This is a genomic window from Maribacter caenipelagi, from assembly GCF_004364175.1.
Lineage (GTDB): Bacteria > Bacteroidota > Bacteroidia > Flavobacteriales > Flavobacteriaceae > Maribacter > Maribacter caenipelagi.
In genome coordinates, this window is record NZ_SNZW01000015.1 from 186,208 (window position 1) to 202,559 (window position 16,352).

Annotated in this window: 13 protein-coding genes; 2 read left to right on the forward strand and 11 right to left on the reverse strand. The window is 35.1% G+C overall.

Annotated features, from left to right (window positions below):
- Positions 1 to 9 precede the first annotated feature (9 nt).
- Positions 10 to 888 carry a DUF6268 family outer membrane beta-barrel protein gene (locus DFQ03_RS11360; protein WP_133673302.1) on the reverse strand — a complete coding sequence of 293 codons (879 nt, stop codon included), beginning with the start codon at positions 886 to 888 and terminating at the stop codon, positions 10 to 12.
- A gap of 108 nt (positions 889 to 996) precedes the next feature.
- A complete protein-coding gene (gene mqo, locus DFQ03_RS11365) occupies positions 997 to 2,472 on the reverse strand; it encodes a malate dehydrogenase (quinone) (RefSeq protein ID WP_133673303.1) in 1,476 nt (491 codons plus the stop codon).
- 91 nt (positions 2,473 to 2,563) lie between these two features.
- Here mqo and DFQ03_RS11370 point away from each other — a divergent pair, with 91 nt between their 5' ends.
- Positions 2,564 to 2,974 (forward strand): hypothetical protein, encoded by a 411-nt coding sequence (locus DFQ03_RS11370; RefSeq protein ID WP_133673304.1) that lies wholly within the window; start codon positions 2,564 to 2,566, stop codon positions 2,972 to 2,974.
- Positions 2,975 to 3,069: 95 nt separating this feature from the next.
- On the opposite strand, the gene DFQ03_RS11375 is transcribed toward DFQ03_RS11370, so the two are convergent.
- From DFQ03_RS11375 to DFQ03_RS11415, 9 genes are all read right to left on the reverse strand, one after another.
- Positions 3,070 to 4,395, reverse strand: coding sequence for a DUF3570 domain-containing protein (locus DFQ03_RS11375; RefSeq protein WP_133673305.1), 1,326 nt, complete (start codon positions 4,393 to 4,395; stop codon positions 3,070 to 3,072).
- A 23-nt stretch (positions 4,396 to 4,418) separates the two neighbouring features.
- Positions 4,419 to 4,631: a DUF4266 domain-containing protein gene (locus DFQ03_RS11380; protein ID WP_133673306.1), complete on the reverse strand. Its 213-nt coding sequence runs from the start codon at positions 4,629 to 4,631 to the stop codon at positions 4,419 to 4,421.
- The gene (locus DFQ03_RS11385) at positions 4,628 to 5,608 is read right to left on the reverse strand and encodes an FAD:protein FMN transferase (protein ID WP_133673307.1); all 981 of its coding nucleotides are present in this window, start codon (positions 5,606 to 5,608) and stop codon (positions 4,628 to 4,630) included. The genes DFQ03_RS11380 and DFQ03_RS11385 overlap by 4 nt, the downstream gene beginning before the upstream one ends.
- 1 nt (position 5,609) lies before the next feature.
- A complete protein-coding gene (locus DFQ03_RS11390; protein ID WP_133673308.1) occupies positions 5,610 to 6,050 on the reverse strand; it encodes a thioredoxin family protein in 441 nt (146 codons plus the stop codon).
- A 75-nt stretch (positions 6,051 to 6,125) separates the two neighbouring features.
- Positions 6,126 to 7,268, reverse strand: a complete 1,143-nt coding sequence (locus DFQ03_RS11395) for an efflux RND transporter periplasmic adaptor subunit (protein ID WP_133673309.1) — start codon at positions 7,266 to 7,268, stop codon at positions 6,126 to 6,128.
- 11 nt (positions 7,269 to 7,279) lie between these two features.
- On the reverse strand, positions 7,280 to 11,617 hold the full coding sequence (locus tag DFQ03_RS11400; protein ID WP_133673310.1) for a CusA/CzcA family heavy metal efflux RND transporter: 4,338 nt from the start codon (positions 11,615 to 11,617) through the stop codon (positions 7,280 to 7,282).
- 78 nt (positions 11,618 to 11,695) lie between these two features.
- Positions 11,696 to 12,097 (reverse strand): hypothetical protein, encoded by a 402-nt coding sequence (locus tag DFQ03_RS11405; protein WP_133673311.1) that lies wholly within the window; start codon positions 12,095 to 12,097, stop codon positions 11,696 to 11,698.
- An 83-nt stretch (positions 12,098 to 12,180) separates the two neighbouring features.
- The gene (locus DFQ03_RS11410; protein WP_133673312.1) at positions 12,181 to 13,134 is read right to left on the reverse strand and encodes a L,D-transpeptidase; all 954 of its coding nucleotides are present in this window, start codon (positions 13,132 to 13,134) and stop codon (positions 12,181 to 12,183) included.
- A 57-nt stretch (positions 13,135 to 13,191) separates the two neighbouring features.
- Entirely contained in the window at positions 13,192 to 13,959 is a 768-nt protein-coding gene (locus DFQ03_RS11415) for an LOG family protein (RefSeq protein WP_133673313.1), read from the reverse strand.
- Positions 13,960 to 14,253: 294 nt separating this feature from the next.
- Between DFQ03_RS11415 and pta the strand changes: the two genes are divergently transcribed.
- On the forward strand, positions 14,254 to 16,347 hold the full coding sequence (pta, locus tag DFQ03_RS11420) for a phosphate acetyltransferase (RefSeq protein WP_133673314.1): 2,094 nt from the start codon (positions 14,254 to 14,256) through the stop codon (positions 16,345 to 16,347).
- Positions 16,348 to 16,352: the final 5 nt, after the last annotated feature.

Below are 16,352 nucleotides of genomic sequence, written 5' to 3' on the forward strand. Positions count from 1 at the left end.
ACTAGTTGATTATATTTTGAACTTTAATACTGCTCTAAAATAACTTCTAGAGTCATTATCAATGGTGAGTAATGTATTATTTTTTCCGTCTTTTAGTTTATTGCTCAAACTGAAATTATAAGCGGCACGAACATCTAATTGCAAATGATCCGTAAAATGATACTCGTATTGTAGACCACCGTTGATTAAAGACATATTTATTATTTCTGCATATTCCTCACCGTTTACCAATGCCCCGTTTTGTATGTTAGAAGTGAACCCATCTAATTGCGTGAATAGCTTAAGGCGATGTTTATCAGAAAGGTGATATTGTAAATTAGTTTTTGGTATACCTATATTATATGACCAATCAGGTCTAAATTTTTTGTAATAGCTTATAAAGGGTAAAGGAAAAACATACCCCCTATTTTGTGAGTATGATAATCCAACAATTAAACGAGATAGCCTACCTATATCATTTTCAAAACTTTTAATGAACACAACGTCTCCTGAAAAAACAAAGTCATTGGCATTTAAACTTTTGGCAGTTAGGTTAGTACTAATCCCTGGTTGAAATCGTACTCCCAATCGCCATTCATTTTTTAAAGGTTTTGTGTACCCAAAAGTAAAATCCAATAATTTAAAATCATTTAATAAATCTCTATCAAAAGGAAGCTCATCATTTTTAAAACGTAGATGTACGTTACTATAATCTATTCCTAAGAGTAAATATTCACCTTCCTTTTTAAGTTTTAATGGGTAATTGACTAAAAATCGTGATCGCGTATACTCAACATCTGAACCTTTATTGGGGATGAATGTAAAATCTAAACGAGTTAAATCATTTAATTGTGCATGCCCGGCAAAACTTATAATTAAAAGAAAAAATATAAGGAATATAAATCGCATTTATTATTGATTGCATCTGTGGTAAAGAATGATAATGCAAGATCCTTAATATTATTGTACTGACTTAGTGCTATTAAGTTTAAAACTATCTTAAATAAAAATTGCTTTCTATAATTCAAGAATTTTAGAAACCTTCTCTAATTCTTTTTCAAACAAAACCTTGGATACTTCTTTTTTGTAAAAAGGGACCATTATATTCAATTGTTCTTTTCCTTTTTCAGACGTTGTTAATTCTGGAAATGCCTTTTCAAGTACATCTAACATAATCTTCACCGATGTTGATGCACCAGGCGATGCCCCTAGCAAGCAGGTAATTCTACCATCTTTACTACTTACTAGCTGTGTGCCAAATTCCAACGAACCGCCTTCAAACTCATCTTTCTTAATCGTTTGTACTCGTTGACCGGCTACCATTATCTCCCAGTCTTCGTTTTTGGCATCTTTAAGAAATACTCTTAACGAGTCCATTCTATCTTCAAAGCTCATAGCTACCTGTTCCACCAAATATTTTGTTAGCGGTAAATTGTGCCAAAACACACCCCACATTGATGGTATATTTTCAAAATTGATAGATTTCAATAAATCTAAATAAGAACCTTCTTTTAAAAACTTAGGGCTAAACCCTGCAAACGGACCGAACAACAATTCTTTTTTTCCGTTGATAAAGCGCGTATCTAAATGAGGTACGGACATAGGTGGATCACCAATACCTGCTTTGCTATATACCTTAGCATTATGTTGGTTGGTTATATCTGGATTTTTACATACCAACCACTCCCCGCTTACCGGGAAACCACCATAACCATCCTTTTCATCAATCTCTACTTTTTGTAATAATAACAAACTACCACCGCCAGCACCTATAAAAACATGCTCTGAATCTACAGTACCTTTCTTCCCCGTTGTAAGATTTTCCATTTTTACCAACCAGTCTACATCATGATCAGGGTCAATATCTTCAACCTCGGTATTGAACAATACCTTAGTATCATACTTCTTTTCTAGAATATCGAATAATTGCGCTGTTAACGAACCATAATTCATTTCTGTTCCCCTATCTATTCTAGAAGCTGCCATTACCTCATCTTCAGTTCTACCATGCATCATCAAAGGAAACCACTCTTGCATCTTTTCAGCCTCTCTGGTAAACTCGATAGTATCGAACATAAAGTGCTCTTTATAAGCTTCAAATCGTTTTTCAAGATAGTCGGCATTGTCTTTCCCTTTTACCCAACTGTGATGGGGCACGGGAGTAATAAATGATTTAGGATCTTTAATTAATCCTTCAGCCACTAAAAATGACCAATATTGTTTAGAGGTTTCAAATTGCGTACAAATGTCTATCGCCTTTTTTATATTCACATGCCCTTCTTCATCTTCGGGTGTGTAATTAAGCTCGCATAAGGCAGAATGACCTGTACCAGCATTGTTCCAAGCGGCTGAGCTTTCTTGTGCTACTTTATCTAATCGTTCAACGATCAGTACATTAAGATCTGGCTTTAACTGTTTTACCAATAAGGCTAACGTAGCACTCATGATACCTGCGCCTACACAAATAAGGTCGTACTCTTTTCTCAATTCCATTATCTCTACATTTATACTTCTAAGTTGGTAACAATTTGTAACAAAATTTTATTTAACCGACCAATTAGTTATTAATCTAAAATAAATATAATTGAATACAAAAATAATAATGACTTTAAGCTCCTTGTTTTCAGCAATTATGGGGCTAACTATTTCTTTTTTACCTAATGAAATAATTGACTATCTAGACATTGAATCAAATATTATAACAATACTCTTCATAAAAATCTTGGGTGCATTGTATATGGCGTTTGGAATTTTAAATTGGATGGCGAGAGGAACATTATTTGGAGGAATATACAATAGACCAATTACTATGGGGAATTTAATGCATTTTGGTGTTGGGGCAATTGCATTAATAAAAATCGCCGCTAACAGTGCTAATTATTCAGAAATCATTATTCCTCTAACAGTTATTTATATAATATTTGCGCTATTTTACCTGTACATTTTTAAAACCAGCCCTGCCATTGTAAAAAGCAAAAATAATTCCCAACAATAGGGTGTTTTTAAGACCTGAGTCTAAAATTCAAGTAAAATTTTTAAGTAGTAAACGAGTATTACCAATACGTAAAAATCAAAATACCAATACTTAACCTAGTCCATCACAAACTTAAATCCTGCGGTGATAATACTAGAGCTAAAAGTGGTGTCTCTATCATATTTGTAGAATTTTAGGTCAATGCTTTTAAGCCCGAGTTTCCATATATGCATTTTTGTAAAAATATCTGTATACGAAACGCCCATACCAAATTGGTTTGCCGAATATTTAGATAAATCATAGTCAGAGGTATAAAACGTATCAGTAGAAAGTGCTTCTTCATAACCAAAGAAGTAATCTGCGGCGGTCTGCTGATAATATCTGTACGATGGATATATGGTAAACTTATCTGTAAGCTTAATTGGCACCTCTACACTTGCCGTATGGGAATTAATTCCCCAATCATCGTAGTAATAACGATAGAAGCTTCTTACAACCACTGTTTCGTTAATATACCAGTTTAAACGACCGCCAGCAGCAACCTTAAATCTGGTATCCGGTAATTGCTCTATGGCATCTGCCAATTGAAAATTATCTATAAACGAATCTGCGACATCGCTGAAATAAACCCTTTGAAACGGAGTAGACAACAAGCCATCTTGCTGTATAAAATCTAATGCCAAGGAACCCTGGAGGTTTTTGCTCAGAATTTGAGAAAATCCGAATCCTACGGAATAAGAATTTCTTGATTCATCAGAAAACTCGTTGAATATGGGATTGTAATTTGTATTGCCCGTAATTGTTTTATTGCTAAAAAAGCCATTAGCTAAACCATTTGCTCCACTCGCGAAAGGTCTTAATTCTTGAGGGTAAATAGCGGTCCAATTATCTAAATAAACATTGGCATTTACACTGACTTCTGTATTCTTTTCATTGAATAACTTTGTTAATCCACCACCGAAACCTAAAGAGGTATAATCATATTCTCTGGATACGGATACTTTACCTGAAACTATTGTATTTCTATCATCTGAACTATGACTATAAGAACCAGATAAACTTGCCCAAGTATCTGAACTAGAAGCACCAGAACTTGCTACAAAAGGATCTGCCGGCTCGCCACCATCAAAAGGGTCTACATTACTTGAAGAAGCAGAAGTATATGCCGAAATACCCGCATCTATGGTAAGAACATCATCATCGTTTAAAGGTATTGCAACTACGAAGGTACCTGTAAAATCGGTTAACTCTTCTGTTCCTAAACCACCACTTACAGCCGCATTGTCGCCATCTTGAGAATAATAACTTGTCAAAAAATCTACTTCAGTAGTTTCTAAAACACGCTTTTTATAGGTCTTTACAGAATCTTGCGATTGTTGCGCAAAACTTATGGAAGACATAAGTATGGCTATAATTAAAAATAATATTTTACTATTTTTCATCTTTTGTACTATTCAATCCTATATTAATTACAGCCGCAGCCTCCTCCAGTTTTACCTCCGTTTGCGCCAACTGCCGCTTCTCTATACGAATGCATGGTCGTTAGATTTCGGTCTGCCTTTTTATCTTGCAAAACCATATCTGGATCATTAATATTTATTTTCTCATACTCCTTCAACACTGTACAGCTACTAAATGAACCAGCTATCAGAGTAAATATTAAAAACTTCTTCATCATGATTTCTCTATTTCTATATTCTTTGATGTTATAATATTTCCTTTATCGTCTATGATAATACATTCAACTTGTGGCAACTGTTCTATTCTATTTAAACCAACCTCTATACCCATTACAAATACAGATGTTGCCAAGGCATCTGCCAATTCCGCTTTGTGAGCAAATACAGTAACACTAATAATGCCCGTTGCCGGATAACCACTTCTAGGGTCAATTATATGGCTGTACCGGATATTATTAAAGTTTACATACTTCTCATAATTGCCCGATGTTACCACCGCCCCATTATGTATTGGTAATAATGCGAATACTTTATTCTTATTCATCGGGTTGGTAATGGCAACCTTCCATTCTGTGCCATCAGGCTGTTTTCCCCATGTATTCATATCGCCCGATGCATTTATGATACCTGATACCACGCCTTTAGATTTTAACAGCTCTTTTGCTTTATCTGCGGCATACCCTTTACCAATGGCTCCGAAACCAATTTTCATTCCTTCTAACTTTAGAAAGACCGTATGGTACTCTTTATCCAATATGATATTCTGATATCCAACTTTAGCCACAGATGCCCTTATGGCATCTTCTGAAGGCATATCAGTCATGCTACCATCGAACTTCCAAATTTTGTCCATAGAGGCATAACTAATATCAAAAGCCCCATCTGTCAGCTTAGAAATACCTATTGTCCGTTGTATTAAATTGAACAATTCAATATCAACTTGTACTGGCTTAATACCGGCATTTCTGTTAATTTCTGATGTCTGCGAGTTTGAATCCCATGAAGAAATTAGTTTCTCAATTCTTGTTATTTCACTGATAGCCAAATTAATATACTCATCGCCTTCAACAGGATCTTTAGCCACTACAGTAATATCGAAACGGCTACCCATTAATTCAAGGGTACGCTTATAAGGCTCTTGACCATACAGTTGACCAACAGAAAATATTAATAATATGAGAAGTAGTTTCTTCAATCTATTTTATAAATGAATTTAATTCTTCGATATACTCTTTCGGAGTCAATTTCTTGTAACTAGTTTCACCATAAACTTTACCATGGGCATTCATAACTACTACAAAAGGAAAAATTCCTTGTCTGTTATAACTTTCAGCCAATGCTTTGTTCTTGTTCAATTGTTCTTCTGGCAATGCATTATTCTTTCTACGAGGAAAATCTGCCTGCAACATTACATAATGCTCTTCAGCATAGCTTTTAAACTCATCTGTAGACCATATTGCCCTGTCTAATTTTATGCATGGCGCACACCAATCTGAACCTTGAAATACAAGTACAATTGGTAAATTATTTGTTCTAGCAAGATTTTTGGCTATTGTAAAATCTGTATTCCAGTCTTGTGCATTTATTGAACCAACACTAATCACTGTAAATAACAGAAACACTAAATATTTTTTCATATCTATTAATTAAATAGACTCATACTAAGTCAATTACTGTACCAATATCTTTATTTATTCTCTACTTTCTTAATGCTACTCTCCTATCAGGCTAAACGCACCTTTTGTTAAAAATTGTGCATCTTGTTGAAAAGATGACAAATTATTAAACGAGGTTCTATTTTTATAACTCCCTAAAATCTCGACTGGTAATTGCTTAAAATAATAAATACCCTCCTTTTTTTCGTCTAAAACCAACACATATGACTCGTTATCAACCACTGCAATAGCATCTGAAGGCAGCGATATTTGTTTTGATGTGTCTGTTATTATATTCGCCTCTACGAACATACCCGTAAGAAAATTAGCTTCGTCTTCATTTGCTATATGTGCGTGAACCTTTATCGTTCTATTTTCCCCTATTGAGGTACCTACCAAATGGACTTCTGCCATATATACCTCTTTTGATGCTTCTGGTATTTTAAATTCTACTACCTGATCTTTTTTGACCTTCATAATATCTTTTTCAAAAACTGAAAGTTCTAGATGAATATGATCATTATTAATAATCTCAATAATAGAAGTTGCGGGAGAAACATAGGTTCCTTTTGAAACATTTACACTCGTTATACTGCCGGCAATAGGCGCAAAAATGGTAGCTACAGAACTTATATTTCCTTTTTCTACCTGCTCAGGTGATATATTCAACATGATTAATTGCTTTCGAAGTCCGTTGTACTTTGCTACCGCTGTTCTATAATCGCTCTCTGCTTTTAAAAAGCTTTTCTTCGATGTTATGTTTTCGGCTACCATTGTTTGCTGACGTTCGTACTCTGCCTTTAAATAACCCAACTGCCCATTCACCTCCATATACTGCTGTTGTAAGGATACGAACTCCGGATTTTCTATTGTTACCAACAACTGTCCTTTACGTACTTTATCTCCTATTAACAAAGGTGTGGTTTTAATATAGCCACCCATAGTTGCATTAACCACCGCTCTATTTTCTGGTGGTACGTCTATCATACCCGAAGTGTTTATCATAACTGGAAAATCACTTTCAGTCATACCAGCAATCTCCATTTTATTCTGATCGAATTGTGCTTGCGTAATTTGAATGCGATTATCTTTTTGTATTTCAGATGCACCATTCTCACTTGATTTATTATCTGTATCTCCACAACTTGAAATTATGGTGAACATTAAAAGTGTTATTATTTTGAATATATATTTTTGCATGATGCCCTTATTTATAATGTTAAGAAATTAATGTCTGTAGCGGTTTCGTTATACGCTTTTAACTTGTCTAGATAGCCCAATTTAATATCATAGGCACTTTCTAAACTTTGTATATATTGATAGAAATCAATTTCACCATTTCTGAAGCTGATGTTCGCGGTCTTCAATATTTCATCGGATAGCTCAGCACCTTCATTCTCATAGTAATTCAGTGAGTTTTGAATTTGCACGATTTGTTGTGCTAAAATTTCTTGCTTCGATTTTATCTGGATTTTATATGCGACGGACTCAGCTACCGCTCTTTCTTTGGCAATTTTAGACGCCTTTATTCTAGAGGTATTTCCACTGAATATTAGCGGAATTTTTAACCCTAATTGATAGCCAAAAAGATTATCGTTCAATTCTGAGTTGGATCCTTGAAAATAGGCTAAACTGATATCTGGCAATAGCTGCTGCTTTTCTAGTTTACGCTCTGCAGCCATTAATTGCATATTATTTTCATAATACACGGACTCAGGAGAAGCATCTACATTTAGATCTTGAATGTCAATTTTCAAGTTCATTTCTTCAGAAATAATTAAACTATCTTCTACCTGAATTAATTGCAACAAATTGGCATACGCAGCGGATTTTTGTTGAATAGCTTGCTGATAGTCCAGATTGATTTGTCGCTGTTTAGAAGCTGCCGTTATTTTCTCCAAATAATTGGTTTCCCCCAGTTCAAACCTTCGCGCTGCTACTTGTGAAAAATTGGCATACAAACTATCTAGCCTTTTATAGACCCTAACTTTTTCTCGTGTAATTTGATACTCGTAATAACCTCTGGTAACATCTCTTTTTATTGCCTTACGTTGAATATCATATTCACTTTGCACCAATGTAGTCTTCACCTTATAGAGTTTCTTTTCAGAAAAATAAGCAGTCGGAAAACGAAAATCTTGCTGTACGCCAAATACCTTTAAAGGTACATTGTTGATGGCTAGATTATTTTCATCATATTCATAATACACATGTGTTTTATTGAACATAAATGCACTATTGATCAATGCTTCAGATTCATCAACCTTTAGTCGACCTGCTTTTAAACCCATGTTATTCTCAATAGCTAGGGGAATTAATTCATCAAGATTTTGACTATTTGATTCTTGTGCCGAAGCCCCAATAGATAGAAGCAATGCTATAAATGCAATACCATTTTGTAAAGTTGTTTTTGGTATTGGTTTTCTTGAGATTTCATGTTTATCGAATATGGAATATAACACTGGTAATACTACCAAGGTCAATATAGTTGCCGTAAACAGACCACCTATAACCACTGTGGCCAAAGGTCGCTGAACTTCTGCCCCTGCATTGGTAGATATTGCCATTGGCAAGAAACCAAGTGCTGCAGCCGATGCTGTTAATAATACCGCTCGCAAGCGGTCTTTTGTGCCTTGTTTTATTAAATCATCTAAACTATCAAAAGAATACTTTTTCAACTCTTTAAAATGTTCTATCAACACAATTCCATTTAATACTGCGATACCGAACAATGCTATGAAACCTACCCCTGCAGATATACTGAACGGTAAGCCTCGCATCCATAATAACAGCACACCACCAACTGCTGCCAGCGGAATTGCAGAATATATCATAAGGGCTTCTTTTACCGATTTAAATGCAAAATATAGTAATACAAAAATGAGCACTAATGCTATAGGTACCGCAACTAAAAGCCGGTCTCGGGCACTTTGTAAGTTTTCAAATTGACCGCCGTAAGTTATCGTATAACCTACTGGTAATTTCACGTTCTCATTTATTAATTTTTGGACATCATCTACAACCGATTGTAAATCACGATTACGGACATTTATACCTACTACCGTGCGTCTTTTAGTATCATCTCTAGAAATTTTTGCAGCACCTTTTTTATAACTGATATCTGCCAGCTCGCTTAACGGAATCTTTCCTCCATTAGGCAAATCAACATACAGGTTTTTAAGGTCGTCAATATCTTGTCGTTTAGCTTTATCTAAACGCACGACTAAATCGAACCGCTTTTCACTTTCAAAAACATTACCTGCCGTTTTACCCGCAAAACCCATAGAAACCATATCGTTCAGTTCTTGAATATTTAATCCGAAGCGGGCAATTTTAGCTCGGTCATAATCAACACTCATTTCGGGCAAACCCGCTATTTTCTCTACACTAATATCTGCAGCACCTTCAACATCTTTAATCAATGCTCCGATTTCATTTCCTTTTTTAGCTAAAACGTCTAAATCAGGACCGAAGATTTTTATAGCAATATCTGCACGAACACCTGTAATCAGTTCATTAAAACGCATTTCTATGGGCTGTGTGAACTCTACTTCCATCCCCGGTATAATCGATAATGCCTCTTTGAATTTATCTGCAAGCTCATCTTTAGATTTTGCACTTGTCCACTCCCCTTTTGGCGCTAATTTTATGATGACATCACTTTCTTCCATAGACATAGGATCGGTCGGTACTTCGGCAGCTCCTATTCTAGTCACCACTTGTTGTACCTCTGGAAAATTATCGAGTAAAATCTTCTCTATCTCGGTAGTAATCTCTACCGTTTTACTTAATGAGGTTCCAGTTTTTAATACGGGTTGAATAACAAAATCACCTTCATCTAAAGTTGGTACAAACTCGCCGCCCATAGTCGTATATAAAATTGCTGCGCCTATAAGTAGTATTGCTGCAATACCTAAAACCAATTTCTTGCTTTGTAATGCCCAGTTTATTAGGGGTTCATACTTCTTATTCAACCATTTCATTAAACGAACAGATATGTTTTTGTCCGAAGCTTTTAATGGTTTTAAGAATATCGATGCAGCCACTGGTACATAGGTAAAACACAAAATCATCGCTCCAATTAATGCGAAACTAAAAGTCAAAGCCATAGGCTTAAACATTTTACCCTCTACCCCGCTTAAAGAAAGTATTGGAATAAAAACGATTAATATAATCAACTGTCCGAAAATAGCAGAATTCATCATTTTAGATGCTCCGCCAAAAGTGATTTCATCTTTTAACCGCTGCTGTTCTATTTTGGGCGCCCCGTTTATCTCGTGCTGTTTTCTTGTGATTTCAAAGGCTATAAATTCAACAATAATTACCGCACCATCTATAATAATACCGAAATCTATAGCACCTAAACTCATTAAATTAGCATCAACCCCAAATAGGTACATAAGCGATAATGCAAATAACAAACACAGGGGAATTACAGACGCGACTACCAAACCTGATCGAAAATTACCGAGCAGTAATACCACTACAAAAATAACAATTAAACATCCTAAAATTAGGTTCTCGCTGACCGTAAAAGTTGTTTTGGCAATAAGTTCGCTTCGTTCTAAAAACGGATTAATATAAACTCCCTTTGGTAACGAAGTTGAAATTTCGGCAACGCGTTCTTTTACCGCTTCAATCACTTTTTTAGAGTTCGCATCTTTCAGCATCATCACCTGACCCAATACCTTCTCGCCTTCACCATTACCAGTAATAGCACCAAAACGAACCGCGCTACCAAAATCAACCATAGCGACATCTTTTATATAAATTGGTAGTCCGCCTTTTGTGGTAATAACAATATTTCGAATATCCTCAAGTGATGAGACCAATCCTTCGCCGCGAATGAAGAAAGCCTGATTTACCTTTTCTATATAACCACCACCCGAAACACTATTATTAGTTTCTAATGCTTTAAAAACATCACTGGCAGTAATATTCATTGCATTTAACTTCTGCGTATTTATGGCGACCTCATATTGTTTTAAAAATCCGCCCCAGGTATTTACCTCAACCACTCCGGGTATTCCCGATAATTGACGTTTTACGATCCAATCTTGTATGGTTCTTAATTCGGTAGTCGTATACTCATTTTTGAATTCTGGTTCTACTTCTAAAACGTATTGATAAATTTCACCCAACCCAGTTGTTATCGGTCCCATTTGTGGCGTACCAAAACCTGCCGGTATTTTCTCTGAAGCAGAAGCAATTTTCTCGGCAATAAGCTGCCTAGGTAAATACGTACCTAAATCATCTTCAAAAACAATAGTAACAACGGACAAACCAAACTTAGATACCGAACGAATTTCTTTGACTCCTGGTAAGTTTGCCATTTCAAGTTCAACCGGATATGTGATAAATTGCTCCATATCTTGTGTAGATAAATTACGCGACGTTGTAATTACCTGAACCTGATTATTGGTGACATCTGGCACAGCCCCAATAGGTATTTGTGAAAGTGCAAATAGACCGTACCCAATAATAAATACGGTAAACAAAAGAATAACAAGCTTATTCTTTAAACTGAAATTAATGATATGTGATAGCATCTTTTCAAATAAATCAATGTTAAGCGCTCAAATTCATAACTATGAATCTGAACTAAAAAAAATAAAAAATCGATTGTATTACGAAATGCGGGGCGGTTGTAAAATGCCTTGTGAGTGTAACGAAGAAGATGGTGCTTGGTAATAGAAATTGCCGTCTGAAAAATCTGAAAATTCTACTTCGTTTAATTCTGACTTATAGGTGTTGAAAATTACGTCTGCAACACAAGTATGAGATGTTCCATTATGATTAAAAGGTAACTTTTCGTGATCTTTCTTTTCTTCTTGATGTTCTCGTTGATGGTCTGCTTTTAACTCACCATAATGTTTAGAAAGAAAAACAATGACATTATCCCCATATTGTTCATTATGAAATTTGGCGTGCTCAATTAATTCATCTAGCTGAACAATATCATCATAATGAACACCAAAGCTTTGTAGCATGATGAGCGATGATAACAATATGGAAAACAGTTTGTTCACGTTAGTAAAATTAATAAAATTATAAGTGTCAATTATTTAAATTCAGTTTAAACTAAATGGTGATTTGAAAAAATAGTTTAAGTTCAGTTATCATTCGATAAATGATAAACATCTCGTAGCACAGAAATAACCATACCCTCATCATACGTTTCTAAATCATATCTAATTTTAAGTTTAGTGCCTAATGGCGAATAATAATACACCCGCCAAGCATCACCCTCACCAAGACCAATACACCCATTAGAATATGCTTTACCTAAAGTTTTAGGATTTGTAGTTGGATGAATCATTTGTCCATTTCTAATATTATTTATTTCAGTTTCTATCCAAGGTATTTGAGGCATCATGGTTGTTTTACCATCATCTCGTCTGGTTACGTAAAATCGTTTTCCATCAACCGGATTATAAAAATCTGGATGCTTTGCATGCCTTACTATGGTTCCTTTTCCTGTTTTTGTTCTTAAATCTGTTACACGATCCCCAAACTTTAAATACCGCTCTCTATATTGCCCCACCCTAACCGGAAAAGTTTCCAATAAAACAGAATCTTGAAAAATGCGCAACTTATATTCCGGAATATTAACATCAATTTCAGTGGTTGAAAACTCTTCTAATATTTTGCATGCAGAAATTGAATCTGGCAGTATCAACTCACTACCCTTTGGCAATACAACCATTTGCTTTTGGTCATAAACAAAAGAATCACGCGCCATCATTCTATAATAATCTGTATTTACCAAAGTATCAATGATCCAAGGGTTATTACGCACCAATACATGTTCTGATAGTGCATATGGTACCAGAGAATCGTATCTATTTACTACAGAATCCATGAATTGAAAATAGCTGCCAACCTTAATATCATTGGAAACTTTTATTCTCTCCATCTTTTTTATCTCTTCTTTAGTTGCTAATAGTACCGCTGTGCTATCTATCTGTAAAGATCCAATATCAACTTGCCTCTTAGACTGGCAAGAAGTAATCACCACTGAAATTAAAATGAATAAAACTATTTTTATATTATTGATTTTAAGCATATTGCACTCCTATTTTTTCTATTCCTATAATTTATAATTGAGATTTGAATAGCGTTTTTAAGTAGTTCTAACTGACTTTTTCTCCCCGAACCACCACTTGGTCTTCATTGGTCTTTTTATAAGTTTAAATCTTTTTACGGCATGTTCTTTTAGATGTTCTTTCATGTCATCAACAGAATCGGTCAAGAACATTAAGTCCATATCTTTTTTAGAAATGCTTTCATTTTCTGCCATCGTCTGTATATGATGATACAATTCTTTATGATACTCTTTTCCAAAAATGACCACCGGAAAATCTTGTATCATTTTTGTCTGAATTAAGGTAACCGCTTCAAAAAGTTCATCTAACGTACCAATGCCGCCAGGCAAAACCACAAAAGCAAAAGAGTACTTAAGCAGTAAAAATTTTCTAATAAAGAAATAGGGAATATCTATCCATTTATGTAGATACGGATTCGGTTTTTGTTCATGTGGCAATATTATATTACATCCTATTGAATATCCATTATTAAGATAAGCGCCTTTATTTGCAGCTTCCATAATACCGGGTCCGCCACCAGTCATTATTGCAAAACCCATTTCAGATAAAGCTTTACCAACTTCCTCTGCTTGTTTATAATATGTATTATCTTCTTTAAAACGAGCAGAACCAAATACGGTAACACAAGGTCCTATAAAATGTAATTTTCTAAATGCTCTAACAAACTGATACTGTACCTTAAACGTAAACCAAAGCTCTTTAAACCTACTTCTTGGACCATCAAGAAAAGCACGTTCTTCGCTTAAAAAGAAAGAACTAGAGTTCGTTTTTGTTTCATTCTGCATTTGGCTCATTGAATTAATAATCGAACCAAATGTAGTTGTTACCAGCAAAGATGAAAATGACTTATCTCATGTTTGTAATATGAGACATGTCATTTTTAAGCGTGAGTATCCAAGTTATTTTTGGCACTTAAAATGCGTTATTCAAGCTTATTTATATATTTAAATCAAAGAAACGATGACATCGAATGCCACTTTAGAGCTACAGACCTTAAACTAAAGTGTCAGTTTTTTACATTGTAAGCCCTAATCCGTAAAGAATCCTATAAATTTGTTAAACACCAATCCCTTTTACACGTGAGTAAAGCTATATATATCGTTACTACAGAACCCAATAGTGGAAAATCTATTGTTTCACTAGGTCTTATGCAACTTCTTTTGGGTAGAACTGCCAAAGTTGGCTATTTCAGACCTATTATCGACGATGTCCCCAATGGTAAAACAGATAATCACATTGATACTGTTCTCAGCTACTTTAATGTAGATATGAAAATAGAAGAGGCTTATGCATACACACGTAGCCAAGTGGTTCAATTAAAAAACCAGGACAAAGATGATGAAATTGTAGGTCACATTATACATAAGTATAAAACCATCGAAAATAAATTCGATTTTGTTTTAGTAGAAGGAACCGATTTTTCTGGAGAAGGTGCAATTATCGAGTGGGACATAAACGTACTTATTGCTAAAAACTTAGGTATACCAGCAGTAATTCTCGCAAGCGGAAAGAATAAAACTCTAGATGAATTGGTCGGCAATCTTTACATGGCTTACGATTCATTTAAAGAGAAAGGTGTTGATGTTCTACTTATTGTTGCCAACAAAGTACAACCTGAAAATGTTACTATTGTTTCAAACGAATTAAAAGAAAAATTACCAGATGATGTATTGGTTGGTACTATTCCCGTAAACACCATTCTAGGTAGCCCCACATTAAAAGAGATTGCACAAGAATTAGATGCCCAAGTTCTTTTTGGTGAAGATTACATAAACAATCAAGTAGGTAGTTTTAGTGTTGGCGCCATGCAATTGAGAAACTACTTAACGCATTTAAAAAAAGATAGTCTGGTGATTACTCCCGGTGATCGTGCAGATATTATTTTAGGTGCTTTACAGGCAAATATATCAACAAATTACCCTAGCCTTTCTGGTATTGTTCTAACAGGTGGTCTAATACCCGAAGATTCAATTATTAAGTTAATAGAAGGTCTTTCTGACATCATTCCTATTCTATCGGTTGCTCGAGGAACTTTCTTTGTTACCAATAAAATCGGTACTATTAGACCTCGTATTTACGCTGAAAACACTGAGAAAATACAAACATCTATTCAAGAGTTCGAGAAGTATGTACCTACAGAAGAATTGGCTGAAAAGCTAATTACGTTTAAAGCGAAAGGCATTACCCCTAGAATGTTTCAATATAACCTGCTACAAAAGGCAAAATCTTCGAAGAAGCATATCGTTTTACCCGAAGGTTTAGATGAACGTATTCTATTGGCGACCAAAAAGTTAATCGATGCCGATGCTGTTACCATTACACTTTTGGGAAATAAAGAGCAGATTATTTCTAAATTAAAAGAATTGGATATCGATTTAAATACCAACGATATCAATATCATCGACCCAACCGCATCTGTCCATTTCTTAGATTACGCCACTACCCTATTCGAATTGCGTAAACATAAAAATGTAAACTTGGCAATGGCTAAAGATTTAATGGAAGATGTATCGTATTTTGGTACAATGATGGTACATAAAGGTCATGCCGATGGTATGGTATCGGGCGCCATTCATACTACCCAACATACTATAAGACCTGCATTACAGTTTATCAAAACTAAGCCAGGGGTATCTATAGTATCTTCTATATTTTTCATGTGCCTACCGAACAGGGTTACCGTTTTTGGAGATTGTGCCATTAACCCCAACCCTAATTCTGAGCAGTTATCTGAAATTGCTATTTCATCGGCAGCTACAAGCGCTGCCTTTGGTATAGAACCAAAAATAGCCATGTTATCTTATTCATCGGGTGCTTCTGGTGTAGGTGAAGATGTGGACCGTGTACGTAAGGCTACGGAAATCATTAAAGAGAAAAGACCAGATTTGAAGGTTGAAGGTCCTATTCAATACGATGCTGCGGTAGATGCTAAAGTCGGACTCAGTAAATTGCCAGATTCTGAAGTAGCGGGGCAAGCTAGTGTGTTTATATTTCCTGATTTAAATACAGGTAACAACACTTATAAAGCGGTACAGAGAGAAACGGGTGCATTGGCTATCGGACCTATGTTACAGGGTTTAAACAAACCTGTTAATGATTTAAGCCGTGGCTGTACAGTAGATGATATTTTTAATACCGTAATAATTACTGCTATTCAAGCAGAAGGATTTTAAACCAA

Excerpts from the sequence above, each read along its gene's own strand:
- DFQ03_RS11360 (WP_133673302.1), bottom strand. The coding sequence starts at position 888 with ATGCGATTTATATTCCTTATATTTTTTCTTTTAATTATAAGTTTTGCC.
- mqo (WP_133673303.1), bottom strand. The coding sequence starts at position 2,472 with ATGGAATTGAGAAAAGAGTACGACCTTATTTGTGTAGGCGCAGGTATC.
- DFQ03_RS11375 (WP_133673305.1), bottom strand. The coding sequence starts at position 4,395 with ATGAAAAATAGTAAAATATTATTTTTAATTATAGCCATACTTATGTCT.
- DFQ03_RS11380 (WP_133673306.1), bottom strand. The coding sequence starts at position 4,631 with ATGATGAAGAAGTTTTTAATATTTACTCTGATAGCTGGTTCATTTAGT.
- DFQ03_RS11390 (WP_133673308.1), bottom strand. The coding sequence starts at position 6,050 with ATGAAAAAATATTTAGTGTTTCTGTTATTTACAGTGATTAGTGTTGGT.
- DFQ03_RS11395 (WP_133673309.1), bottom strand. The coding sequence starts at position 7,268 with ATGCAAAAATATATATTCAAAATAATAACACTTTTAATGTTCACCATA.
- DFQ03_RS11400 (WP_133673310.1), bottom strand. The coding sequence starts at position 11,617 with ATGCTATCACATATCATTAATTTCAGTTTAAAGAATAAGCTTGTTATT.
- DFQ03_RS11410 (WP_133673312.1), bottom strand. The coding sequence starts at position 13,134 with ATGCTTAAAATCAATAATATAAAAATAGTTTTATTCATTTTAATTTCA.
- DFQ03_RS11415 (WP_133673313.1), bottom strand. The coding sequence starts at position 13,959 with ATGCAGAATGAAACAAAAACGAACTCTAGTTCTTTCTTTTTAAGCGAA.